General features: G+C 43.7%; 20 protein-coding genes and 1 tRNA gene. 11 read left to right on the forward strand and 10 right to left on the reverse strand.

Annotated elements, in window-relative coordinates; genetic code table 11:
• Window positions 1-7: 7 nt before the first annotated feature.
• Entirely contained in the window at window positions 8-445 is a 438-nt protein-coding gene (locus tag Q9312_RS04850; RefSeq protein ID WP_309203453.1) for an Hsp20 family protein, read from the reverse strand.
• Between the two features lie 217 nt (window positions 446-662).
• Window positions 663-1,997 (reverse strand): KamA family radical SAM protein, encoded by a 1,335-nt coding sequence (locus Q9312_RS04855; protein ID WP_309203454.1) that lies wholly within the window; start codon window positions 1,995-1,997, stop codon window positions 663-665.
• A gap of 258 nt (window positions 1,998-2,255) precedes the next feature.
• On the opposite strand from Q9312_RS04855, the gene Q9312_RS04860 reads away from it, so the two are divergent.
• Together Q9312_RS04860 and Q9312_RS04865 are read left to right on the forward strand one after the other, a co-directional pair.
• A complete protein-coding gene (locus Q9312_RS04860; RefSeq protein WP_309203455.1) occupies window positions 2,256-3,776 on the forward strand; it encodes a B12-binding domain-containing radical SAM protein in 1,521 nt (506 codons plus the stop codon).
• Window positions 3,773-5,245: an FMN-binding glutamate synthase family protein gene (locus tag Q9312_RS04865; RefSeq protein ID WP_309203456.1), complete on the forward strand. Its 1,473-nt coding sequence runs from the start codon at window positions 3,773-3,775 to the stop codon at window positions 5,243-5,245. Before Q9312_RS04860 ends, Q9312_RS04865 begins: the two co-directional genes overlap by 4 nt.
• Window positions 5,246-5,305: 60 nt before the next feature.
• Here the strand turns inward: Q9312_RS04865 and Q9312_RS04870 are convergent, their stop codons facing one another.
• The 5 genes from Q9312_RS04870 to Q9312_RS04890 form a co-directional block, all read right to left on the reverse strand.
• Window positions 5,306-5,896, reverse strand: a complete 591-nt coding sequence (locus Q9312_RS04870; RefSeq protein ID WP_309203457.1) for a hypothetical protein — start codon at window positions 5,894-5,896, stop codon at window positions 5,306-5,308.
• Window positions 5,897-5,916: 20 nt separating this feature from the next.
• The gene (locus tag Q9312_RS04875; RefSeq protein WP_309203458.1) at window positions 5,917-6,159 is read right to left on the reverse strand and encodes a glutaredoxin family protein; all 243 of its coding nucleotides are present in this window, start codon (window positions 6,157-6,159) and stop codon (window positions 5,917-5,919) included.
• Between the two features lie 94 nt (window positions 6,160-6,253).
• Window positions 6,254-6,772, reverse strand: coding sequence for a SprT-like domain-containing protein (locus Q9312_RS04880; RefSeq protein WP_309203459.1), 519 nt, complete (start codon window positions 6,770-6,772; stop codon window positions 6,254-6,256).
• 767 nt (window positions 6,773-7,539) lie between these two features.
• On the reverse strand, window positions 7,540-8,877 hold the full coding sequence (locus Q9312_RS04885) for an IS4 family transposase (protein WP_182293610.1): 1,338 nt from the start codon (window positions 8,875-8,877) through the stop codon (window positions 7,540-7,542).
• Window positions 8,878-9,624: 747 nt separating this feature from the next.
• A tRNA-Ser gene (locus tag Q9312_RS04890) sits at window positions 9,625-9,715 on the reverse strand.
• Window positions 9,716-9,903: 188 nt separating this feature from the next.
• Here Q9312_RS04890 and Q9312_RS04895 point away from each other — a divergent pair.
• Complete coding sequence (locus tag Q9312_RS04895) at window positions 9,904-11,034, forward strand: PilT/PilU family type 4a pilus ATPase (RefSeq protein ID WP_309203460.1); 1,131 nt, start codon at window positions 9,904-9,906, stop codon at window positions 11,032-11,034.
• A 57-nt stretch (window positions 11,035-11,091) separates the two neighbouring features.
• Here Q9312_RS04895 and Q9312_RS04900 read toward each other — a convergent pair whose 3' ends face one another.
• From Q9312_RS04900 to rmf, 3 genes are all read right to left on the reverse strand, one after another.
• Window positions 11,092-11,919: a class I SAM-dependent methyltransferase gene (locus Q9312_RS04900; protein ID WP_309203461.1), complete on the reverse strand. Its 828-nt coding sequence runs from the start codon at window positions 11,917-11,919 to the stop codon at window positions 11,092-11,094.
• Window positions 11,920-11,938: 19 nt separating this feature from the next.
• Window positions 11,939-12,982, reverse strand: coding sequence for a quinolinate synthase NadA (gene nadA, locus Q9312_RS04905; protein ID WP_309203462.1), 1,044 nt, complete (start codon window positions 12,980-12,982; stop codon window positions 11,939-11,941).
• A gap of 161 nt (window positions 12,983-13,143) precedes the next feature.
• Window positions 13,144-13,317: a ribosome modulation factor gene (gene rmf / locus Q9312_RS04910; RefSeq protein ID WP_309203463.1), complete on the reverse strand. Its 174-nt coding sequence runs from the start codon at window positions 13,315-13,317 to the stop codon at window positions 13,144-13,146.
• A gap of 750 nt (window positions 13,318-14,067) precedes the next feature.
• Here rmf and Q9312_RS04915 point away from each other — a divergent pair.
• The 8 genes from Q9312_RS04915 (at window position 14,068) to Q9312_RS04950 (ending at window position 23,747) form a co-directional block, all read left to right on the forward strand.
• Window positions 14,068-14,469, forward strand: a complete 402-nt coding sequence (locus Q9312_RS04915; RefSeq protein WP_309203464.1) for a MerR family transcriptional regulator — start codon at window positions 14,068-14,070, stop codon at window positions 14,467-14,469.
• Between the two features lie 38 nt (window positions 14,470-14,507).
• Window positions 14,508-15,668 carry an isovaleryl-CoA dehydrogenase gene (locus tag Q9312_RS04920; protein WP_309203465.1) on the forward strand — a complete coding sequence of 387 codons (1,161 nt, stop codon included), beginning with the start codon at window positions 14,508-14,510 and terminating at the stop codon, window positions 15,666-15,668.
• 253 nt (window positions 15,669-15,921) lie between these two features.
• Window positions 15,922-17,106 carry an acetyl-CoA C-acyltransferase gene (locus Q9312_RS04925; RefSeq protein WP_309203466.1) on the forward strand — a complete coding sequence of 395 codons (1,185 nt, stop codon included), beginning with the start codon at window positions 15,922-15,924 and terminating at the stop codon, window positions 17,104-17,106.
• Window positions 17,107-17,216: 110 nt separating this feature from the next.
• Window positions 17,217-18,353 carry an acyl-CoA dehydrogenase gene (locus Q9312_RS04930; protein ID WP_309203467.1) on the forward strand — a complete coding sequence of 379 codons (1,137 nt, stop codon included), beginning with the start codon at window positions 17,217-17,219 and terminating at the stop codon, window positions 18,351-18,353.
• 46 nt (window positions 18,354-18,399) lie between these two features.
• On the forward strand, window positions 18,400-20,007 hold the full coding sequence (locus tag Q9312_RS04935) for a carboxyl transferase domain-containing protein (RefSeq protein ID WP_309203468.1): 1,608 nt from the start codon (window positions 18,400-18,402) through the stop codon (window positions 20,005-20,007).
• A 30-nt stretch (window positions 20,008-20,037) separates the two neighbouring features.
• A complete protein-coding gene (locus Q9312_RS04940) occupies window positions 20,038-20,841 on the forward strand; it encodes an enoyl-CoA hydratase/isomerase family protein (protein ID WP_309203469.1) in 804 nt (267 codons plus the stop codon).
• A gap of 2 nt (window positions 20,842-20,843) precedes the next feature.
• Entirely contained in the window at window positions 20,844-22,844 is a 2,001-nt protein-coding gene (locus tag Q9312_RS04945) for an acetyl/propionyl/methylcrotonyl-CoA carboxylase subunit alpha (RefSeq protein ID WP_309203470.1), read from the forward strand.
• A 6-nt stretch (window positions 22,845-22,850) separates the two neighbouring features.
• Entirely contained in the window at window positions 22,851-23,747 is an 897-nt protein-coding gene (locus Q9312_RS04950; RefSeq protein WP_309203471.1) for a hydroxymethylglutaryl-CoA lyase, read from the forward strand.

A 23,747-nucleotide genomic window follows, 5' to 3' on the forward strand; every position in this document is an offset into this window, starting at 1 on the left:
GCTTGTTCTAGCTGTTGTTAATTGAAATTTTCTTAACTAACTCTTCCTGCGGTGTTTGACGCGTCAGTTTAATTTTTAATAATCCATGCTCTAGGCCAGCACTGCTCACTTCTACATGGTCTGCTAACCTAAAATGACGCTCAAATGCTCGAGTAGCAATACCGCGATAGAGGAATTGAACACCTTCTTCCGCTTCTTTCTCCGCAATTTTACCAGCGACCGTCAAAGTATCTTTCTTGACACTGATTTCTAAATCGTCTTCAGTAAATCCAGCAACGGCCATCGTTATGATGTACTCATTGTCACCAGACTTTTCAATGTTATAGGGAGGATACCCATTACCGCTGGTATCTTCACGTTGAAACACGTTTTCAAATAAATCATTGAAGCGATCGAATCCAACAGATTGACGAAATAAAGGGGTTAAATTGAATCGAGTAGTCATAAAAATCTCCTAATATATAGCAAGATAAGTTTTAAATTCATCGCTTTATGTCCTGCTCATGCTTCTGCAGGCTAAGACATAAAAGCTTCAGAGCGACCCTAATCAGGCATCGCTTGACTACTAATATGGGATTCCCAAAACCTTTTTCAAGTCCCGAAAAATAAAAAAGTCGATAAAATATCGACTTTTTTGTAACCAATGCAAAGAAGCGACTTAACTAGTCTTCAAAGAAAAACTTCTCTTCTCCCAAAGCAGGTTCTAAATGATCCAACCAAGTAGCGTCAGGATTGTACTTTGCAAAAAATGGTCGTTGGATCCAGTCGGCATCGCGTCCTTGAATAAAACGCAAAGCGAACACTTTCTCCCCATTAATCTCGGTGACACCTTGAACTTCTACTTTACCCGGAGACGCACTCATTGACGGGCCGCGAGCCGTTCTGCAGACGCCCGAAACTTGCTGTTGCGCATCACGATAAATATTCCAAGCTTTTTCTAATTTAACCTCAAAATAGTGATGTGCGCCCGTGTCTCTCTCAACAAACATATAGTATGGAATAATGCCTTGCGACACTTGCAGCTGCCACATTTTCGCCCATACATTAGGATCGTCGTTAATACCTTTTAGTAGCGGACCTTGACTACGGATCTCTGCTCCCGTTGCACGGATTCGCTGTATCGCCACTTTAGAAATATCCGTGGTAAGTTCTTTCCAGTGGTTATAATGAGCCATAATCGCTACGTGCTTACCAGCATCAACACACTTTTGTAACAGTTCAATTAGCTCATCTGCGTCATCATCCGTCACAAAACGATAAGGCCAAAAAGTTAACGCCTTAGTTCCAATTCGAATGGTTTTAATATGATCCAGCTCTGGTTCTAACATTGCTTCTAAATAAGACTTTAACGCTTTGGTTTTCATAACCATAGGATCACCGCCAGTAAACAAGATGTCGGTAACTTCTTTGTGTTCAGATAAATAACCAACGAGCTGGGCAACTTCTTTAGAGGCAAACTTTAGATCTTTGTCTCCGACAAACTGTGCCCATCGGAAACAAAAGGTGCAATAAGAGTGACAGGTTTGCCCCTGTGTCGGAAAGAACAGCACTGTCTGTCGGTATTTATGTTGAATCCCTTCGACTGGCTCACCATTGAAAGTAGGTACATTTAGTTCCATTTGTCCGGCAGGATGAGGGTTAAGTCCTTCACGGATACGTTCAATGTGTTCTTTCATTAAAGCTTTGTCGCCATCGTCGTAGGCTTGCTCCAACGCTTTAAAATCGTCTTCACTTAACATTGCCTTTTGAGGAAACGTTAGACGGAAGATGGCGCAATTTTCCCAGTCGTTCCAATCAATCAATTCATTCACTACGTATTCATTTACGCGAAAAGGAAACACAAGAGCAGCAACTTCTACGCCTTTACGAGCTTCATCGGGCAATGCCATGAACTGAGGAATTTTCGCTAATTGACGTTGGGTAAACACGGTCAACTTAGGCGCCTCAGTTAAATCAATCGGATAGATATCTTCTGAAAATTTAACAGCTTTATTCATAGATAAAGAGACCTTTTATTTATTAAAAGAATATTCCCCAAGACACGCTAACTCATTGGTTTAGCGCGAAAAACAGCGCGGCACGCTCATTGAAATTATCAAAAATTTGGGAATATGATAAAAATCTAGCCGAAGGATCCTAACGAATTATGTGACTGGTTTCAAATTTGTACATGAAATAACCAACCAATTTGGCTGGATTAGCCAGGCTTATCGCGATACCATGGCGCGGTATTTCAATCTATCCAGTTGTTTTCAATGAAGAATATCCTCCTTACGACACTTAATGCGAAATTTATCCATGCTAGCCTTGGATTACGCTACCTCTACGCCAATATGGCAGAGCTACAACCACAGTGTGAAATGGTTGAATACACGATTAAAACTCGGCCGATTGATATCGTTGAGTCTTTACTAATGCAAGAGCCCAAAATCATCGGGTTCGGTGTTTACATTTGGAACATAGAAGAAACACAGCAAGTCGTCGCTCAGTTAAAAGTTCTACGTCCCGACTTAATCATCATCCTTGGCGGACCTGAAGTAAGTTACGAAACCGAACAACATCCAATATTCAAGCATTGTGATTACGTGATTACTGGCGCTGCAGACTTAAGCTTTCCACAACTGTGCAGAGATATTTTGAATCAACGCAAACCGGTAGAGAAAATTATTCGCTCAAAAGCTCTAAAATTGGCGGATATTCAATTTCCTTACTCCTATTACACACAAGAAGATTTAGCTCATCGCTTAATCTATGTAGAAGCTTCTCGAGGATGTCCGTTTAAATGTGAGTTCTGTTTGTCTGCATTAGACAAAACCAGTTATCCATTTGAGCTAGAATCTTTTCTAGAACAAATGCAGCGACTTTACGATAAAGGCGCAAGACATTTTAAATTTGTAGACCGAACGTTTAATTTAAAGGTCAAAACCACGCTAACTATTTTAGATTTTTTCTTAGCTCGAATGAGTGATGATCTTTTTTTACATTTTGAGGTTATTCCAGATCACCTACCCGATGCACTAAAAGAAAAGCTCAAATTATTCCCTGCCGGTAGTCTGCAGTTTGAAGTTGGCATACAAACCTTTAATCCAGACGTACAATCTTTGATCAGTCGCAAACAAAATAATGAAAAATCAAAAGCCAATTTGCAATGGTTACGCCACAACACAACCGCTCATATTCATGCCGATTTAATATTCGGCTTACCCGGCGAAACGATTGACAGTTTTGAAGACAGTTTCAATCAGCTCTATCAATGCGAGCCACATGAGATTCAAATGGGTATCTTAAAGCGTTTAAAAGGCAGTCCCATCATTAGGCATACAGAAGAGTTCGAATTACGCTTCAATCCATTACCGCCCTATAACATTCTGACCACGAGTACAGTGGACTTTATGACCATGCAAAGAATGAATCGCTTTGCTCGTTATTGGGATATGATTGGTAATTCTGGGCGCTTCAGTGCGACACTTCCTGTTTTACTTGGTAACAACCCTTTTGCGCGTTTTTTAAAGTTAGCCGACTGGCTATTTGAAAAAACCCAACAGACTCATCAAATTAATTTAAAACGACTTTTCGAACTGTTGCTAGGTTGCGACGAGATTTTCCCAGAACTTGATTTCGAACATTATCGACCTTTATTAGAGCAAGATTATGTAAAAACGAAACTCAAAGGTAGGTTGCAAACTGAGCGGTTAACAGAACAACGTCATACGCAGCATAAACGTTCTATACGTCAACAACGACACTTAGCGGAAAAAGGAACCAACGCACCATGACTATCGACTCCATTGCTTTTAATGCAATGATTTATCTGGCATTTGCATTTGCGGTGTTACTCACTCTTTTGGTAGTAGTAGCTATCGTCCTTTATATCATAGACATAACACAAACTCGCCACACCATAAGACGAAACTACCCGCTTATAGGTCGGTTCCGCTATTGGTTTGAACACCTCGGAGAGTTCTTTAGGCAGTACTTTTTTGCAATGGATCGAGAAGAACTACCCTTTAACAGAAGCGAACGAAGCTGGGTTTATCGCGCAGCGAAAAACGAAAACCGAACAATCGCGTTTGGCTCAACTAGAGATTTAACCGAGCCTGGCACCATCATTTTTATGAATTCAGCATTCCCAACTCTCGAAGAAGATGCAACAGAAGCTACGCCACTTCTTATCGGACCTTATTGTCAATCGCCCTACACCGCAAAGCGATTTTTTAATGTTTCAGGAATGAGCTATGGCGCCTTATCGAAACCAGCTATAACGGCTCTGTCAAAAGGCGCGAAAGAAGCTGGTTGCTGGTTGAATACAGGAGAAGGTGGATTATCTGAACATCACCTTGCTGGCGGCTGTGACATTGTGATGCAGATCGGAACCGCGAAATACGGTGTTCGCAATGAAGAAGGACACTTAAGCGATGAAAAACTCAAGGAAGTCGCAGCAATCGATCAGGTAAAAATGTTTGAGCTAAAGCTGTCTCAGGGCGCTAAACCCGGAAAAGGAGGCATTTTACCCGCTGAAAAAGTAACCTCTGAAATTGCTAAAATTCGAGGCATTGCAGAAGGGAAAGCGTCAATATCGCCCAATGCTCACCCAGAAATCAAAAGCCCCGATGACTTGCTCGATATGATCAACCATATTCGCGACGTAACGGGTAAGCCGGTTGGATTTAAAGCGGTTCTTGGTGACTTAACTTGGGTTGTTCAACTGTTTGAGTCGATTAATCAGCGTGGCATTGAGTCAGCTCCTGATTTCATTACACTTGACAGTGCTGACGGTGGTACTGGTGCTGCTCCGCAACCGCTAATGGACTACATGGGTTTAACCATCCGAGAAAGTTTACCTTGGTTAGTAAAAACGCTCACCGAATTTGGATTAAGAGACCGTATTAAAGTAATCACCTCTGGAAAAATGATTACCCCCTCTCGAGTCGCTTGGGCGTTATGCATCGGCGCAGACTTTGTTGTTTCGGCTCGTGGATTTATGTTTTCACTCGGTTGTATTCAAGCTTTACAGTGCAACAAAAATACTTGCCCAACCGGCATAACCACTCACAATAAAAAGCTACAAAAAGGTCTCAATGTTTTAGAAAAGGCTAAGCGTGTGGCGAGCTATCATCGATACATTGAATACGATGTGGGAATGATTGCTCATTCTTGCGGTGTCAGTGACCCTCGAAAGTTGACACACAAACACATTCGCATTGTTCAAGACAATGGAACCTCTTTGCCGGTTGATGAGCTTTAATATCGGACATTCGACGCTGTAGACGTTAACTAAGCAACAGCGAGCTTCAGACTCGACACTTTAGTCGGTTTCTAGAGCAAGCTTATCTAGGTTTTTGACTTTATAGCCTCTGGTGAATAATTTTTCTATAATTTCGATGGCTTTCGAGTCATCGACTTTTAATTCAAAAATCATATCTTTGCCAGTACCTGAAATCTGTCCGTTCCGATCATACAAGTTAAAGAATTGCTCTGAAGCTTGACGGTTATAGCTTTGTAAAACCTGTTTAATTGCGCCTTCGTGTTGCCCTGGAAGTAAGACCTTTTTAATCGCACCCGCAAGTTCAGGATGAGGCGTAGCTGAGAAGTCGCTGGGCGCTAAAAACTTTTCTTTTGGCAACGTACTGTTCCAAATGGGAAGTGGGCAACTAACCTTTTTCCCATAGCTCTCACACTGAATATATTCACCCGTTGGTAAGCTCAGAACAAACCAACGTCGCTCTCCGGATGACTGAATCACATGCTGCCAAGCAGTTTGAATCAACTGGCGATGCTCGTCAGCATTTAATGGATTCAACGTTAGTAGCGCACAGGCAAAGAGTAAGCCGGCAAAAGACCATTTACTGCGACGGAACCCTTCTCTACACTTGCTTGACACTTGACGTTCAATCACGATGGCAGCTCCAACTCTAATTATTGTTGTTTTAAGTATTGAATGATATCCATGCTTTCATACAACCAATTAACACTTCCTTCATCGACGGTCTTTAAGCAAGGTACTTGAGTTTTTCCACCACCCGCCATTAGCTCGTTACGGAAATCCATATTTTCCATAATATTTCTTAATTCAACTTTAACGGATAAATTAGAAAGTTCAGCAAGGACCATTTGACAATAAGGACACGATGGAAAATAAAACAATTCATAGGTTTTCATATTCAGATATCTTCTAGTTAAATTTTTCAGTGATCTTGCTAGCTTTACATCGACATGTCAATCACCTAGAAAGCCTGATTTCACACGAGTTAAGCTACTGTATTAACTCTACCTCTGAGAGCAATAATTCGCCGGACTGCCAAGCCAAAAACTGTGCCGAAGAGACATAAAATAGTTGCCCACGAGTGTCTGGCCGACCTTTTAATATGAAATCTTTAATTCGTTTATTTTTCCGATGTCGCCGAGCCAGTTGCACTAAAGAATCGGATTGTTTGTGCACTAACACCCAGTGGGTTTCAGGAACCGAGAAATTACCGGTAACTTTGGCCTCCCCTCCCAGCCGCGTCACCCAACGCCTCCAATGCGGGCCATGCCCTGTCTCATTATGAAGCTCAAAGGCCAACGCATGAGCCACTTCATGGACGAGAGTGTCAATAACGACCGAAAGACTGTTAAGCTGAATGTGATAATGACTGATTGCGATACGCTTCTTCAGTGGATAACAAACCCCTGCTCGGCGTTTTGCATGATCGCGGGTGAGCCGCCAACTTTGTAGTACAGAGTAATCTCTTTGTAGCTCATTGAACTTTTCTTGAACAGCACTAAAACTCAAGGCAACACTCACTATAGAAAACAATAGGGCGCAGTTTAGGCATTCTGTTGGTTTGGCGCAACACTGATGGTTTAGTGCAAAAATGATGCACCTTGAAATACACCCTTCCCAAAACATTCAAGGTTACCCATTATTCGGGAAGTCTCTATTTGGAATACTCTTCATTCGGGGCACTCACTCGTCGGGATTATTCGTCCCATCCTTGGGACTCACCCTTCCTTCGTCAGGGCCAACGTATTCACGTTGTTCAAAAGTGCTCCCGGCACTTTTGTCGAACCTAAGGGTTCAAATCTTATCCGCTCTCGCAAATAAAAAAGCCCCTTTATAAGGGGCTTTATTCTATTCATTCTAACCTTACGCTAACTTTCCGTTCTTCCTTCAGTGCATCTCACCAATCGGGATTATTCGTCCCATCCATGGGACTCACCCTTCCTTCGTCAGGGCCAACGTATTCACGTTGTTCAAAAGTGCTCCCGGCACTTTTGTCGAACCTAAGGGTTCAAATCTTATCCGCTCTCGCAAATAAAAAAGCCCCTTTATAAGGGGCTTTTTTCTATTCATTCTAACCTTACGCTAACTTTCCGTTCTTCCTTCAGTGCATCTCACCAATCGGGATTATTCGTCCCATCCATGGGACTCACCCTTCCTTCGTCAGGGCCAACGTATTCACGTTGTTCAAAAGTGCTCCCGGCACTTTTGTCGAACCTAAGGGTTCAAATCTTATCCGCTCTCGCAAATAAAAAAGCCCCTTTATAAGGCAACGTAGTTCACTTAAGCGGAGCTGCCTTGCGATTAACAGGATATCGGGTCTTTGATATTTTTACCGCCCTAGGCCGATTAGGCTTAGGGCGTTTGTCTATAAAAAGGATAGACAAGTCGCCACGCAGACTTTTCAGACGCTTTGGCGTATTACCCGGAGACACCGCTTTACTCATCACTTTTAGTTGACTCGCAATGAACTGACAAGCGTACTTAAAACTGATTTCGTTGGGCATTCGACCATGCTCTACTGCTGCTTGGCTGGCTTCTCGTCTCACCAAGTTATAACCAAGTAATAGCCCCCATAACTCTTGATAGACAAGCTCGACCGTCTTACTTCTCAACACCAAAGCATTGTGTTGCATCGAACTTTTTATGTCTCGATACCCCAATTCAATTTCCCATCTTTCGTGATAAAGCTCGGCGACGGATTTTGCATCGTAGTCTTCCCTAGACAGGGACGTAAACACGGTTTTCTGCTTACCCGCAACTTGATAGGTGACTGCTCTGACTTTCCATTTCTCAGGTAGGTTAGGATTCTTCTTGCGTGCCTGTGGAGAGACTTTCATTTCAACCAGCATGTCATCGCTCTCTTTCTCATCCAGAAGTGTGTATTTCACCCCTTTCTTTGCAGGTAACAACCAATGTCTGTTCGAGCCACTATTTTGGAGAGAAAGCAGTAAGTCTGCGCCATAAAACCCCTTATCTAATAAGGTTACAGAGTTATCAGGTAGGGAGTTAATAAAGGGCATAGCAAGGGCAATTTCTCCACGACGATATGGGCTTATGGCTGCATCCACAATAACATGGGAGCGAACATTCATCATGGTGACCACCCTTAATACCGGATGAGGTGTCTGCCTGTCACTAGATGTATTACCTGAACCAAAATGTTCTCTTAGTTCCGGTGTATCAGCGGTCCGAAAAAGAGCACCATCAACAGCAAAGACTTGTAAACCTTGCCAAGTATCTTCAGGGTAACGTTCTAGACCCCAAGTGTGACCACATTGCCTAAACAGCCATTCCGGAGCGGCTTTACCAAGACGTTGTCTTGCTTGCGTTAGAGCACTTTTTGCTAACAACTCCTCATCAGCCAGTCCTTCTGCACAGACATTCATTCGCCGGGCTACTTCTGCAATAGGCTCATTGCGGAAGAACGCCATCCCGACAATGAGCCAAAGAACCATATCACTAGGTAAACGACGTCGGCGAATAGTCGCTTTATCGGAAAGTGTTGCCGCTTTGGCAATCCACTCATCAGGAATATGCTCAGAGAAAGTGGTTAACTGAGCGACATCAACGGGACTTTCTTCAAGAAAGTCGGCAAAACAGTTTTGGATAGACATAAAAAAATCGGAAACCTATAAACAGGTTTCCGATTGTCTCTCATCAGAAGGATCGGTCAACCGATCCTTATCTGATCTACATTGCTTTATAAGGGGCTTTTTTCTATTCATTCTAACCTTACGCTAACTTTCCGTTCTTCCTTCAGTGCATCTCACCAATCGGGATTATTCGTCCCATCCATGGGACTCACCCTTCCTTCGTCAGGGCCAACGTATTCACGTTGTTCAAAAGTGCTCCCGGCACTTTTGTCGAACCTAAGGGTTCAAATCTTATCCGCTCTCGCAAATAAAAAAGCCCCTTAATAAGGGGCTTTATTTATTCATTCTAACCTAACGCTGACTTCCCGTTCTTCATTCGGGGCACTCACTCGTCGGGATTATTCGTCCCATCCTTGGGACTCACCCTTCCTTCGTCAGGGCCAACGTATTCACGTTGTTCAAAAGTGCTCCCGGCACTTTTGTCGAACCTAAGGGTTCAAATCTTATCCGCTCTCGCAAATAAAAAAGCCCCTTTATAAGGGGCTTTATTCTATTCATTCTAATCTTACGCTAACTTTCCGTTCTTCCTTCAGTGCATCTCACCAATCGGGATTATTCGTCCCATCCATGGGACTCACCCTTCCTTCGTCAGGGCCAACGTATTCACGTTGTTCAAAAGTGCTCCCGGCACTTTTGTCGAACCTAAGGGTTCAAATCTTATCCGCTCTCGCAAATAAAAAAGCCCCTTGATAAGGGGCTTTATTTATTTGGCGGTGAGAGAGGGATTCGAACCCTCGATACGCTATTAACGTATACACGCTTTCCAGGCGTGCGCCTTCAACCACTCGGCCATCTCACCAAATTTTCGTGCAGTCTATAACCGCCTACCGCGCGAGGGCCGTAACTATAGGCAATTACAGACCTTTTGACAATCCTTTAGCAATTCTAATCAGAGAATTTTCTAAAATTTACTTGGCTACAGCGCTCATTTAGCTAAACTAACAACAACCATCGAATCCAACAACAGCAAAAATTAAAGGTAATTTCGTGGATATTAAATTATTGCTTCGTCTAATGGCTGAGCGCTCAGCATCTGACCTGTTTTTTAGTACTGGCGCGCCTCCTCATATGAAAATTGAGGGAGTTGCTACTCCTATGGGGCAAGGACCTCTGCCTCCAGGGGCAATTAAGGACATCGCTTATAAGTTAATGGATGAGCAACAAATAAGAGAGTTTGAAGAAGAATGGGAACTCAACTTCGCGATATCTGTTGAAGACATTGGTCGTTTTCGCGTCAATGTTTTCATGCAGCGTGGCGAAGTTGGTATGGTTATGCGCCATATCAAATCAGACATTCCTTCATTAGAACAATTGAATCTCCCTGACCCGCTAAAAGAGTTGGTGATGGGGCGCAGTGGCCTCGTGCTGGTGTGCGGGCCGACGGGCTCAGGTAAGTCTACATCATTGGCGGCAATGATCGACTATCGAAACAACCGTGACACGAGTCATATCTTGACGATTGAAGATCCAATTGAGTTTTTGCACCCTCATAAAATGTCAATCATCGATCAACGTGAAATTGGTGTTGATACCAAGAATTACCACAATGCCCTCAAAAATGCGATGCGGGAAGCCCCCGATGTCATACTCATAGGCGAGATTCGAGATCAAGAAGCAATGGAATACGCCCTCTCCTACGCTCAAACCGGTCACCTTTGTCTCGCGACCATTCACGGAAACAATTCAAAGCAAGTGCTTGAGCGAATTCGCAACCTGTTTCCTGCTGATATGCGTGGCAATGTCATGAAAGAGTTGTCGAGCGTATTAAATGGTATCGTTTCACAACGCTTAGTTAGAAGTACGTCTGGCCAACGCATCGCCGCTCATGAAATCTTAATGAAAGCACCCGATTTGGTTGAGATTATACAAAAAGGAACCCTTGAAGACTTGCGTAAAGCTATTGAGAACCATCAAAAAGACGGCATGATGACTTTCGATCAATGCTTGTTCAAACTCTACAAACAAAAGCTAATAACACGCGACGATGCCTTACACTTTGCAGAGTCGAAAACAGATTTGAACTTAAAAATGCGTCTTGCAGAATCAGGCAGAGCGACAGCACCGACAGCAAAGAAAAAGCCAGGTGGGGATGGTCCTAGTTTCAAAACCAAATTGTAATATCAACAATGTAAAAAAAGCCGGCTTTGCCGGCTTTTTTTATTGCTGTCCGAACAATTATTTCGTTGCAGGCTTAACAAACTTTAAAGTCATGCGATCGCTTTCACCAATCGCCATATATTTTTCTTTATCGGTGTCTCCGAGACGTAGACTCGGTGGTAAAGTCCAAACCCCTTTTGGGTGTTGCGCATTATCTTTTGGGTTGGCATTAATTTCCGACGCCTCAACCAATTTGAAACCCGCTTTTTCCGCCATTTTAATCACCAAGCTTTGCTTCATGTAGCCAGACCTGATTTGCTCTTGCTGATCCATTGCTTCGGGCAATCTATGTTCTACCACACCCAATACACCACCAGGTTTAAGTGCTTTAAAGAAACTAGCAAAGGCCTTTTCAGTCCCTTCTTGTCCACTCCCGGCATACCAGTTATGAACATTTCTAAAGGTCAACACCATATCGGCGCTGTTTGGTTCTGCGATATCAAGCTTTGACGGCGGAGCAAAAACCGTCAAGGCTATTGAGCCATATACATCCGCTTTCTCAATGAAGTTTTGTTTAAATTTAGCTAAACCCTTTTGGTAGTAAGGCACACTAGACTCAGGATCAAAGTGCGCAGCGACCAATTTGCCCGAGTCTTTTAAAGCTGGCGCTAAAATTTGTGTATACCAGCCACCACCCGGAGATATTTCAACAACGGTCATGGAAGGCTTAAAGCCAAAAAACTCTAACGTTTCTTTAGGATGACGAAATTGATCTCGTTGTTTAGCGGCTTCGCTGCGATGTTCACCATTAATCGCATTAGTTAAGTTATCGCTTGCATAAGCTTGCGGAAAAGTGAGACTTAAGGCCATTAGCCCAGCTATCGACAGCGGTATTAATTTCTTCATTTTATTTTCCTTTAGTCAGTTAGCGATTAACAAAATCTACCATTTTTTTCAGTGGAATTAAGGCTTTTTCTGCAACCGTCGGATCAACATGAATCTCCACATCATTACGTTCAAAAATTGTTGCTAGATTTTCCAAAACGTTCATTTTCATCCAAGGACAATGCGCGCAACTCCTACAGGTCGCGCCTTCTCCTGCCGTTGGGGCAATAATCAGCGTTTTATTCGGCGCTGCTTGTTGCATTTTAAAGAAAATACCTTTATCCGTTGCGACAATTAATTTTTCTTGCTCTAGCGATTGAGCTGCTTTGATTAGTTGCGACGTTGAGCCGACGACATCCGCTAATTGAATAACGTCTTTAGGCGATTCTGGATGCACCAACACAGCCGCGTCTGGATGCTGTTGCATTGTTTGTTTGAGTGCCTGAGTTTTAAATTCATCATGAACAATACAGTGGCCTTGCCATAAAATCATATCAGCACCGGTCTTTTGCTGAATATAATGACCCAAATGTCGATCAGGACCCCAAATAATTTTCTCGCCTCGCTTATCCAGATAATCAATGACATCCAGCGCAATAGAACTGGTAATCACCCAATCAGCACGCGCTTTCACAGCCGCAGAAGTATTGGCATAGACAACCACGGTGCGGTCAGGAAATTGATCACAAAAATCTGAGAACTCTTTTTCTGGACATCCGAGATCGAGGGAGCAGGTCGCCTCCAAAGTCGGCATGATGACGCGCTTCTCAGGACTTAAAATTTTTGCAGTTTCTCCCATGAACTTAACGCCAGCAATAATTAATGTATCAGCTGAGTGCTTTGCGCCAAATTTCGCCATTTCTAAAGAGTCACCGACAAAACCACCAGTCGCCTCAGCTAACGCTTGAATTTCGGGGTCAGTGTAGTAATGGGCAATCAATACAGCATTGTGTTCCAGCAAAAGGCGCTTGATTAGCTCTTGATAATGCGACTGCTCGCTTTTTGATAGCTTTCTAGGAGGAAGAGGTAAAGGAACATCTACTTCAATGTGGGGCGGAACAATCACGCCTGCATTCGCGTTCATAATTTGAGAAATCTCAGTAGCTCTAAAGTTCGAGTATTATACCGATTATCGTCGAGAATTGTGATACCCAAATAAAAACCCCGCTATAGGCGGGGTTGAGTGACCGATTGTGCCACTTGAGATCACGCTGACGCGTTTAAATTTAATTTGATGGGGTAAATTTAGCCGAAGAGTCCGCTGTTTACATCTGCTTTTGCTTCACGCCAACCGCCGAGCCACTGCTCTTTAGCTTCGAGAGTTCCGTAAGGACAGTTGTCTCTTGGTTTTCCTCCTAGTCCAGCTTGGTATCCACGAGAATGAGCTCTTTCAAGACGATCACGCTTTTGTCTTTTCATAGATGGGCTTCCCCTCTTGTCGTTTTGGTTTAAGCAGTTCCTTAATGGATTGTGGCAATAACTGCGATTTCAAGTCTGAAATCAAATCTCCCCTGTGCTTTTTATCTTTCAACTCCCAAAGCAATGAGCAGTAAGTTACAACCAGCACCATACCCACTCTTCCCCTTCACAATACCCGGATGCCAATTTCCTGGTTGCAAAGAACAAAATGGTATGGCATTCAACCCACAAGGTGGTGCGGATGTAAGGTCAAATCTGGCCCAGCTTATGCAAAAGGCTCGTTCAACCCACACAATCTGGAGCGATCACAAACCTCACATCCACATATACATTGAACTTAGAAGTTATTGACAACAAATTCCAATAAAAATTCGCTATAAATTATGCTATTTCTAATAAGAAAAGCCTCTCCTTAACTCAACAGGACAAAATTCAACCAACCTATCCCTCTGTTTTTATTCGACTTTTAAATTTTAACCTTGCTTTTTACAAGTTTCCGTTAACTTGTGGATAAAACGACTGGTTTTTGCAGCCTTTTAACTCACTAGCAGACTAAAATTAAGCGTAATCAAGAAGATAGACCAACTAAAAAAATTTAACGACTGAACAATTACTTCCTGATAAAAAATTTCTAAAAGCGATGACGATTCATTCAATTTGCTCATACCAAACAGATCCGACCTCCCATAACCTTTACGTTAACGTAAAGGTTATGGCAAAATAATCGAATGATATCTGTCGAGAAGATTAATGAAAGAACCTGAGTCTGCGCCAACCTATTCGATCAGTGATTTAGCAAAAGAGTTTGCCATTACGACTCGCTCCATTCGTCACTATGAAGAATATGGCTTGATCGCACCAGAACGTCGCGGCACCTATCGCGTATACAGTGCAAAGAACCGCACCCGATTACAGTTGATTTTGCGCGGCAAGCGGATTGGATTTTCGCTCGCAGAAATCAAAGAGATAATTGATTTATATCAGTTCCCTCACGGTGAAGAGAAACAAACAGAGTTTCTACTCGCCAAAATTGAGTTACGACGCCAGCAACTTCAACAACAACTATCCGATATTGAATCGATGCTGAGCGAAATTGATGATCTTGAACAAAGAATCAGTGCAAAACGCCCTAACCCATCAAGCTCATCGTAAAAATTAAACAACACAGTACAGACAAAGAGGACACCCCAATGTTTTCAAGCTTAAATTTCGACCTTGGTGAAACAGCCGATATGATCCGTGAAAGCGTTCGCGGGTTTACCGAAAAGGAAATCGCTCCTATTGCTGCCAAAGTTGACGAAGAGAATGCCTTTCCGAATGAACTCTGGCCAAAGCTAGGTGAACTGGGGTTGCTCGGCATGACAGTATCAGAAGAATACGGAGGCTCTGGCTTAGGTTATCTCGAGCATGCGGTAGCAATGGAAGAGATTTCACGCGGCTCTGCTTCTATCGGTTTGTCCTACGGAGCTCATTCAAACCTATGTCTAAACCAATTGGATAAAAACGGTACCCATGAACAGAAAGCCAAATACCTCCCCAAGTTATGTACGGGTGAGCACATTGGTGCCTTAGCGATGAGCGAGCCCGGTGCCGGCTCAGATGTGGTTAGCATGAAGTTAAAAGCCGAGAAAGATGGCAGTGACTACATCTTAAACGGAAATAAAATGTGGATCACCAACGGTCCCGATGCCGATGTACTTATTGTTTACGCTAAAACCGATGCGTCCGCAGGTTCGAAAGGCATCACTGCATTCATTATTGAAAAGGGATTTGCTGGGTTTTCAACGGCTCAAAAGCTCGATAAATTAGGCATGCGAGGTTCAAATACTTGCGAGCTAGTTTTTGAAGACTGTCGAGTTCCAGAAGCCAATATATTAGGCGGATTAAACCAAGGTGTGAAAGTACTGATGAGCGGCCTTGATTATGAACGTCTCGTATTGTCTGCTGGTCCACTAGGAATAATGCAAGCCTGTATGGACATAGTCGTACCTTATATTCACGAGCGCAAACAATTCGGACAATCCATCGGTGAATTCCAATTGGTGCAGGGAAAAGTCGCAGATATGTACACAACGATGAATGCGAGTAGAGCCTATGTGTATGCTGTCGCTAAAGCATGCGATCGCGGTGAAACAACCCGTAAAGATGCTGCAGGAGTGATCTTATACGCTGCAGAGAAAGCCACTCAAATGGCCCTCGATGCGATTCAATTATTAGGTGGCAATGGCTACATTAATGAATACCCTACCGGTCGCTTATTGCGAGATGCAAAACTGTACGAAATTGGTGCTGGAACTTCTGAAATTCGTCGCATGTTAATTGGCCGAGAATTATTTAAAGAAACCCGCTAAGCTTGTGGCAGATTTTTAAGACTTCGAGGGAACTCATCGCAATTTGAAATTCACATGTTCATTCGCAATGAGCTCCTTCTAAAGTCCGATATGCTGCATCGCACTAATTTGATACATTTAAGATTCGAAAAATCGCCAGAATGGGTCTGATGATGACTATCTGGCAATAAAAATACTCTGAGAGCACTCGCCTGCTTTCTTACAAATTGAAACTTCGCAGCCAATGGCTGCCGATAAATGAAAGGACAATATTATGAGCACAAATGATCCAATCGTTATTGTTGGCTTAGCACGTACCCCAATGGGTGGATTTATGGGCAGTCTGTCTGAAGTTAAGTCGACCGACTTAGGAGCCAATGCCATTGCCGCAGCGGTTGCACGCGCTCAACTCAAGCCTAACGATGTGCAAGAAGTCATCATGGGTTGTGTACTGCCTGCTGGCGTTGGGCAAGCACCTGCTAGACAAGCAGCGTTAGGCGCCGGCCTTCCAAAATCAACCGGATGCACCACTGTTAACAAAGTATGTGGTAGCGGAATGAAAACCATCATGCTGGCGCACGATTTATTAAAAGCAGGCACCAACGAAGTGATGGTTGCAGGTGGAATGGAAAGTATGACCAATGCTCCATACATGCTCGATAAAGCTCGAACTGGCTATCGTTTTGGACATGGCAAAGTAATCGATCATATGGCATTTGATGGACTAGAAGACGCTTACGAAGGGCAAGCAATGGGTGTTTACGCCGAAGCAACTGTTGAAAAATATGGGTTCACTCGCGAGCAGCAAGATGAGTTTGCAATAACCTCTCTTAAACGTGCTCAAAAAGCCATCGAAGAAGGCGCCTTCAAAGCAGAAATTTCAGCGGTAACCATTCAAAGCCGCAAAGGTGACATTGTTGTCGATACTGATGAACAACCACTAAAAGCTCGATTAGACAAAATTCCACAACTTCGTCCAGCTTTCAAAAAAGATGGAACCGTTACCGCAGCCAATGCGAGCTCAATTTCTGACGGCGCAGCAGCTGTTGTTATGATGCGACAATCTGAAGCAGAAAAACGGGGCTTAACGATCATTGCAAAAATCGTGGGTCATACAACTCATGCGCGTGAGCCTCAAGAATTCACGACGGCTCCCGTTGGCGCAATGCAATCACTGTTCGAAAAAACAGGCTGGACAAAAGACGACGTCGATTTATTTGAAATCAACGAAGCATTTGCCGTGGTAACTATGGCCGCGATAAAAGATCTGGAGTTAGATCATGATCGTGTTAATGTTCACGGTGGCGCTTGCGCTCTTGGACATCCGATCGGTTGTTCTGGCACTCGAATTGTTGTGACCTTAATTGAAGCCTTAAAACGCTACAATAAAACTCGTGGCGTCGCATCTTTATGCATCGGTGGCGGCGAAGCGACAGCATTAGCAATCGAACTTGTGTAATCCCCAAAAGCGCCGATTTATTTTTTAAGGTCGGCGCTTTCTATTACTCACAACATTGCAAGTAATTAACCAATTTAAGTTAACCGATTTAAGAGATAGGTCTACTCTTTATGATGCTTACTGAAGAACAAAATATGATTCGAGACGCCGCGCGTCAGTATGTGAATGAAATCATTAAACCTAACGCTTTGGAATGGGATAGAAATAAAACCTTTCCTGCTGAAGCGCTTAAAGGTCTGGCTGAGCTTGGCTTTTATGGCATGCTTATTCCAGAAGAATACAATGGATGTGACATTGGTTACACGTCTGCCGCTATTGTATTAGAAGAGATCGCCGCAGGCGATGCAGCATGTTCAACAATAATAAGCGTCACCAACTCGGTTGGGAGTATGCCGATTTATCAATTCGGTAATGAGCAACAAAAAGAAGCGTTTTTAAAACCACTCGCAGCAGGTGAATATCTGGGTGCTTTTTGTTTAACCGAACCGCACGCAGGAAGTGATGCATCCGATCTCAGAACAAAAGCAGTTAAAGATGGTAATGATTATGTCATTAACGGCGTAAAGCAATACATCACTTCAGGTAAGCATGCCGATATCGCCATTGTCTTTGCTGTGACCGATCCAAGTGCAGGCAAAAAAGGTATTAGCGCGTTTATTGTTCCAACAAAAACGCCTGGATATATCGTTGCCAAAGTGGAAGATAAAATGGGACAACACGCGTCCGACACCTGCCAAATCATTTTCGAAGATTGTCGCATTCCTCAAGAAAACCTACTCGGAAAAGAAGGCGAAGGTTATAAAATTGCACTGAGTAATCTCGAGGGTGGAAGAATTGGAATTGCAGCGCAATGTGTCGGTACAGCAAGAGCCGCTTTAGAAGCCGCAAACGAATTTGCAAAAGACCGAGAGGCTTTCGGTAAACCAATTAATAAACACCAGGCGATTGCTTTTAAACTCGCCGATATGGCCACTCAAGTTGAAGCTGCAAGACAAATGGTTATGCATGCTGCTCAATTAAAAGATGCAAAACTCCCCTGTTTAAAAGAAGCGTCCATGGCCAAATTATTTGCTTCAGAAGTGGCCGAAAAAGTTTGCTCTGAAGCGATTCAAATTCATGGTGGATATGGCTACTTGTGTGACTTTCCGGTTGAAAAGTATTACCGCGATGCTCGCGTGATGCAAATTTATGAAGGGACCAGCGAAGTACAGAAATTAGTAATAAGCCGCTCACTCGAAAACGAATAACACTCCGTTTTCGAATTAACTCTATTTTATTGAACGGATCAAAGTCATGACGATTATACAAAGCAAAATCAATAGTCGCAGCGCAGAGTTTAAGGCAAACGCCGAGCAAATGACCTCGTTAGTCGACGACTTACGCGACAAGATGGCAGTCATTGCTCAAGGCGGTGGCGAAGAAAGAAATCAAAAGCATATTTCACGCGGAAAACTTCTTCCTCGAGATCGCGTAAGAAAACTTCTCGATGTTGGCTCTCCTTTCCTCGAACTCTCACAGCTTGCTGCTTATGACATGTATGACAATCAAGTGCCGTCAGCAGGAATTATAACCGGTATCGGTCGAGTGAATGGCGTCGAGTGTATGATTGTTGCCAATGACGCTACCGTTAAAGGCGGAACCTATTTTCCGGAGACGATAAAGAAGCACTTGCGAGCGCAAGAAGTCGCTGAACAAAACCATTTGCCCTGCATCTACTTAGTTGACTCGGGAGGCGCTAACCTTCCACAACAAGATCAAGTATTTCCAGACCGAGATCATTTCGGAAGAATTTTCTTCAATCAAGCCAATATGTCAGCAAAAGGCATTCCACAAATTGCAGTGGTTATGGGAAGTTGCACTGCTGGAGGCGCGTATGTCCCCGCCATGGCCGATGAAAGCATCATCGTTAAAGAACAAGGTACCATTTTTCTTGGAGGACCTCCTCTAGTCAAAGCAGCCACGGGCGAAGTCGTCACTGCAGAAGAACTTGGCGGCGCTGACGTCCACTGTAAGACATCAGGTGTGACCGATCATTATGCCGAAAACGATGAGCATGCATTACTCATCTGTCGTCGAGTCGTAGCAAACTTAAACCATCAAAAACAAGCACAATGGGCCGTTGCAGCTCCCAAAGAGCCCAAATATGCAAAAGAAGAAATCTACGGTGTCGTTCCTAAAGATACTCGTCAACCGTATGACATTCGAGAAATCATCGCCCGAGTCGTCGATAATTCAGAGTTGGATGAATTCAAACCTTTGTACGGCACCACTTTGGTTTGTGGTTTTGCCAAAATTTGGGGTTATCCGGTTGGAATTATTGCTAACAACGGCATTTTATTTAGCGAATCTGCTCTGAAAGGTGCGCACTTCATTGAACTGTGTTGCCAACGAAATATTCCTCTCGTATTTTTACAAAACATCACTGGCTTTATGGTTGGTAAAAAATACGAAAATTCAGGGATTGCGAAAAATGGCGCAAAAATGGTTACCGCGGTTGCCTGCGCAAAAGTTCCTAAATTTACCGTTATTGTTGGTGGCAGTTTTGGCGCTGGAAACTACGGTATGTGCGGAAGAGCATACAGTCCTAAATTTTTATGGATGTGGCCAAATGCACGAATTTCCGTAATGGGTGGTGAGCAGGCTGCAAATGTTTTAGCGCAAGTAAAACGTGATAATTTCGAACGCAATGGTGTTGAATGGTCGGCAGAAGATGAAGCTGAGTTTAAAGCGCCCATTCAAGACATGTATGAAACCCAAGGTCACCCCTACTATGCTAGCGCGAGACTTTGGGATGATGGAATTATTGATCCCGCCGACACGCGAATGGTCTTAGGTTTAGGACTTTCTCTATCTCTCAATGCTCCACAACAAGATACGCAATTTGGCGTATTTAGAATGTAACATTTTGAGCGAAATAAACTGGAGAACAGAATGAGCGACAATAAAACATTAAAGCTAGAAGTGACCCCAGACGGTGCCGGCATCATAACGATGAACCGCCCCGACGTTCATAATGCTTTTGATGATCAACTGATAAAAGATCTGACGCGTGCACTGCAAAAATTACAAAACCATGCCGCAACGCGGGTCATCGTTTTAAAGGCCGAGGGAAAAAGTTTCTCCGCCGGAGCAGATTTAAACTGGATGAGAAGAATGGCCGATTACTCATGGTCAGAAAACTATCAAGACTCTCTTGCCCTTGCGACATTAATGCAAACACTGCATCAGTTAAAAAAGCCGACCATTGCTCTTGTTCAAGGGGCGGCATTTGGCGGTGGCGTTGGATTGGTTGCTGCGTGCGACATCGTATTGGCAAGCGAAAAAGCAAAATTTTGTTTGTCGGAAGTTAAGCTGGGATTAATCCCTGCCGTTATTAGTCCGTATGTCATTAAAGCCATTGGCAGTCGACAGGCCAATCGCTACTTTATTTCTGCCGAAGTCTTTACTGCAACGACCGCTCAAAACATTGGATTGGTGCACGAAGTATTTGAAGCTGAAAGTTTCGAATCTTCAAGCCAAGCGTTTCTTGCTGACTTACTAAAAAATGGTCCGGAAGCAATACAAGCGGCTAAAAATTTAATTAGCTTTGTCGATGAGCATCCATTAAACGAAGAATTAATTCGAGAAACTGCACAGAAAATCTCTGATATTCGAGCTTCTGCAGAGGGTAAAGAAGGCGTCAGTGCCTTTTTAGAAAAACGAAGCCCAAACTGGCAAGCTAAGAAGGACGCATAATAATGTTTGAGAAAATTCTTATAGCAAATCGCGGCGAAATTGCTTGTCGTATTATTAAAACCGCTCGCAAGCTGGGCGTAAAAACCGTTGCGGTTTATTCCGATGCCGATGCTAATGCACAGCATGTAAAGCTGGCCGACGAAGCTTACCGAGTTGGAACTGCAGCAGCGAAAGACAGTTATTTAAAAGCCGATTCCATTATTAACGTGGCTAAGAAAAGTGGCGCTCAAGCCATTCACCCTGGCTACGGCTTCTTGTCTGAAAATACGCATTTTGCCAACGCCTGCGCCGACCACGAAATAGCGTTTATTGGCCCCCCTGCTTCTGCGATTGATGCAATGGGCTCAAAGAGTGCGGCCAAGGAAATCATGCAAAAAGCGAAGGTTCCTCTTGTTCCTGGGTACCACGGCGATAATCAAGACCCTGACTATTTAAGCACGCAAGCCTTTGCTATTGGTTACCCTGTGTTAATCAAAGCAACCGCTGGCGGTGGTGGCAAAGGCATGCGTATTGTCGAGAAAAAAGAAGATTTTATTTCTGCCCTAGACTCTTGCAAACGTGAAGCCTTATCGTCATTCGGAAACGATGAAGTCTTGATTGAGAAATATTTAACGAAACCCCGCCATGTTGAAATACAAGTTTTTGCCGATAGCCATGGCAATGCCGTACACCTTTTCGAACGCGACTGCTCAGTACAACGACGTCACCAAAAAGTCATTGAAGAAGCACCAGCTCCGGGAATGACTGAAGAACTGCGAGAAAAAATGGGTGAAGTGGCAATTCAGGCTGCAAAAGCGATTGGGTATCAAGGCGCTGGTACTGTTGAGTTTCTTCTCGATGAAGATGGTTCTTTCTTTTTTATGGAAATGAATACTCGTCTTCAAGTAGAGCACCCGGTGACTGAAATGATTACAGGACAAGATCTGGTGGAGTGGCAGCTTCGTGTTGCCTACGGCGAAACCCTACCTGCCAACCAAAAAGACTTGTCTATTCATGGCCATGCATTCGAAGCGCGAATTTACGCAGAAGATCCTGATAATGATTTTCTTCCCGCAACAGGAGCCTTGCATCACTTAAGAACGCCAGAAGAAAATGCTCATGTTCGAATCGATACCGGTATTATCGAATGCGATGAAGTGTCGGTTCACTACGACCCTATGATTGCAAAATTAATCGTTTGGGACACGGATCGGTATAAAGCATTAGCTCGACTTAGAGGTGCATTAAAGGGTTATCAAGTTGTCGGTCTGAAAACCAATTTAAACTTCTTATATCAGCTTGCATCAAATGAAGGGTTTATTGAAGCTGACTTAGATACCCACTTTATTCAGCGGTATGAGAACAGTTTATTTACCGCTAAACCTGAGGTTGATGAGCGCGTATTAAGTGTTGCTGCACTTTATACCATGCTGAAACAGCGTAATCTCGGTGAAGGTCATGCGGCGGATCAAAGCGATCCCTACTCACCATGGGATACCACACTTGGTTGGCGCTTAAATGAAGATAACCATCATCATGTCACCTTTGTCGATCCAGTGAGTGGGAATGAATACCCTGTCATCGTGCACTTTAGAAACGATCACTTCTTAGTCGAAGTTAACGATAAAGAAATGCGCGTTGAAGGTGAAATTAATGACCATGACTTGCGCGTTAATTTGTCCGGAGAAGGTTTCAATGCGAGTATCGTAGAGCAAGATCATTCGCTGCATATTTTCGTCAATCATTGCGACTTTATGTTAACGGTAAAACAAGAAGGACTTGCTGACATTGATGCATCAAGTAATGCCAACTTGTCCGCCCCAATGCCGGGAACCATTGTTTCCGTTATGGTTGAAGCAGGTCAAACCGTTTCAGCCGATCAACCTCTATTGGTAATGGAAGCAATGAAAATGGAGCACACCATTAAGGCGCCAACCGATGGTGTGGTGACAGAAGTGCTTTATCAAGCCGGAGATCTTGTCGAAGATGGTGCCGAGCTTGTCCAGTTTGAAGCCAGCGAGTAATTCAAAGTGACTTATCCCAAACACGTAAAAATTGTCGAAGTTGGTCCGCGCGATGGATTGCAAAATGAAAAGCAAACCGTCTCAACCGACGATAAGGTCACCTTAATCAATAAGCTCAGCAACACGGGCCTTCAAGTTGTCGAAGCAACCAGCTTTGTGTCACCTAAATGGGTTCCGCAAATGGCTGACAATCGTGACGTCATGGCTAAAATCGAGGCTAAAGCAGGTGTTAGCTACCCGGTATTGACCCCAAACATGAAAGGTTTCGAAGCTGCGCTTGCAGCCGGTGCAAAAGAAGTTGCCATTTTTGGTGCTGCCTCCGAGAGCTTTTCTCAGAAAAATATAAATTGCAGCATCAGCGAGAGCTTACAGCGCTTCGAACCTATCATGCTCGCCGCTAAAGAACATCAAGTGCGAGTACGCGGTTACGTATCCTGTGTGCTTGGCTGTCCCTATGAAGGAGACATCGCAACGTCGAAGGTCGCTGACGTCGCCAAGACGCTTTACGACATGGGGTGTTACGAGATTTCTCTCGGCGACACCATTGGTGTTGGTACCCCGCTCAAAGCGCAACAGATGGTCGAAGCTGTAACAAAGTCTATTCCAGTAGAGCACTGCGCCGTACATTTTCACGACACCTATGGACAAGCATTAAGCAATATCTTTGCCTGCTTACAATTGGGTATAAGTACGGTCGATAGTTCTATTGCAGGATTAGGAGGATGTCCCTATGCTAAGGGCGCATCAGGTAATGTGGCGACGGAAGATGTCGTCTACATGCTACAAGGTATGGGCATTGAAACAGGCATCGACCTCGATAAGCTATTGGTAGCAGGACATTTCATATCCAGCGTACTGGGTCGTAAACCTGTTTCAAAAGTCGCCAACGCAATGGCTAACTAA

This window comes from Pleionea litopenaei, from assembly GCF_031198435.1.
Classification (GTDB): domain Bacteria; phylum Pseudomonadota; class Gammaproteobacteria; order Enterobacterales; family Kangiellaceae; genus Pleionea; species Pleionea litopenaei.

Excerpts from the sequence above, each read along its gene's own strand:
- Q9312_RS04850 (WP_309203453.1), bottom strand. The coding sequence starts at position 445 with ATGACTACTCGATTCAATTTAACCCCTTTATTTCGTCAATCTGTTGGA.
- Q9312_RS04855 (WP_309203454.1), bottom strand. The coding sequence starts at position 1,997 with ATGAATAAAGCTGTTAAATTTTCAGAAGATATCTATCCGATTGATTTA.
- Q9312_RS04860 (WP_309203455.1), top strand. The coding sequence starts at position 2,256 with ATGAAGAATATCCTCCTTACGACACTTAATGCGAAATTTATCCATGCT.
- Q9312_RS04865 (WP_309203456.1), top strand. The coding sequence starts at position 3,773 with ATGACTATCGACTCCATTGCTTTTAATGCAATGATTTATCTGGCATTT.
- Q9312_RS04875 (WP_309203458.1), bottom strand. The coding sequence starts at position 6,159 with ATGAAAACCTATGAATTGTTTTATTTTCCATCGTGTCCTTATTGTCAA.
- Q9312_RS04885 (WP_182293610.1), bottom strand. The coding sequence starts at position 8,877 with ATGTCTATCCAAAACTGTTTTGCCGACTTTCTTGAAGAAAGTCCCGTT.
- Q9312_RS04900 (WP_309203461.1), bottom strand. The coding sequence starts at position 11,919 with ATGAAGAAATTAATACCGCTGTCGATAGCTGGGCTAATGGCCTTAAGT.
- nadA (WP_309203462.1), bottom strand. The coding sequence starts at position 12,982 with ATGAACGCGAATGCAGGCGTGATTGTTCCGCCCCACATTGAAGTAGAT.
- rmf (WP_309203463.1), bottom strand. The coding sequence starts at position 13,317 with ATGAAAAGACAAAAGCGTGATCGTCTTGAAAGAGCTCATTCTCGTGGA.
- Q9312_RS04915 (WP_309203464.1), top strand. The coding sequence starts at position 14,068 with ATGAAAGAACCTGAGTCTGCGCCAACCTATTCGATCAGTGATTTAGCA.
- Q9312_RS04920 (WP_309203465.1), top strand. The coding sequence starts at position 14,508 with ATGTTTTCAAGCTTAAATTTCGACCTTGGTGAAACAGCCGATATGATC.
- Q9312_RS04925 (WP_309203466.1), top strand. The coding sequence starts at position 15,922 with ATGAGCACAAATGATCCAATCGTTATTGTTGGCTTAGCACGTACCCCA.
- Q9312_RS04930 (WP_309203467.1), top strand. The coding sequence starts at position 17,217 with ATGATGCTTACTGAAGAACAAAATATGATTCGAGACGCCGCGCGTCAG.
- Q9312_RS04935 (WP_309203468.1), top strand. The coding sequence starts at position 18,400 with ATGACGATTATACAAAGCAAAATCAATAGTCGCAGCGCAGAGTTTAAG.
- Q9312_RS04940 (WP_309203469.1), top strand. The coding sequence starts at position 20,038 with ATGAGCGACAATAAAACATTAAAGCTAGAAGTGACCCCAGACGGTGCC.
- Q9312_RS04945 (WP_309203470.1), top strand. The coding sequence starts at position 20,844 with ATGTTTGAGAAAATTCTTATAGCAAATCGCGGCGAAATTGCTTGTCGT.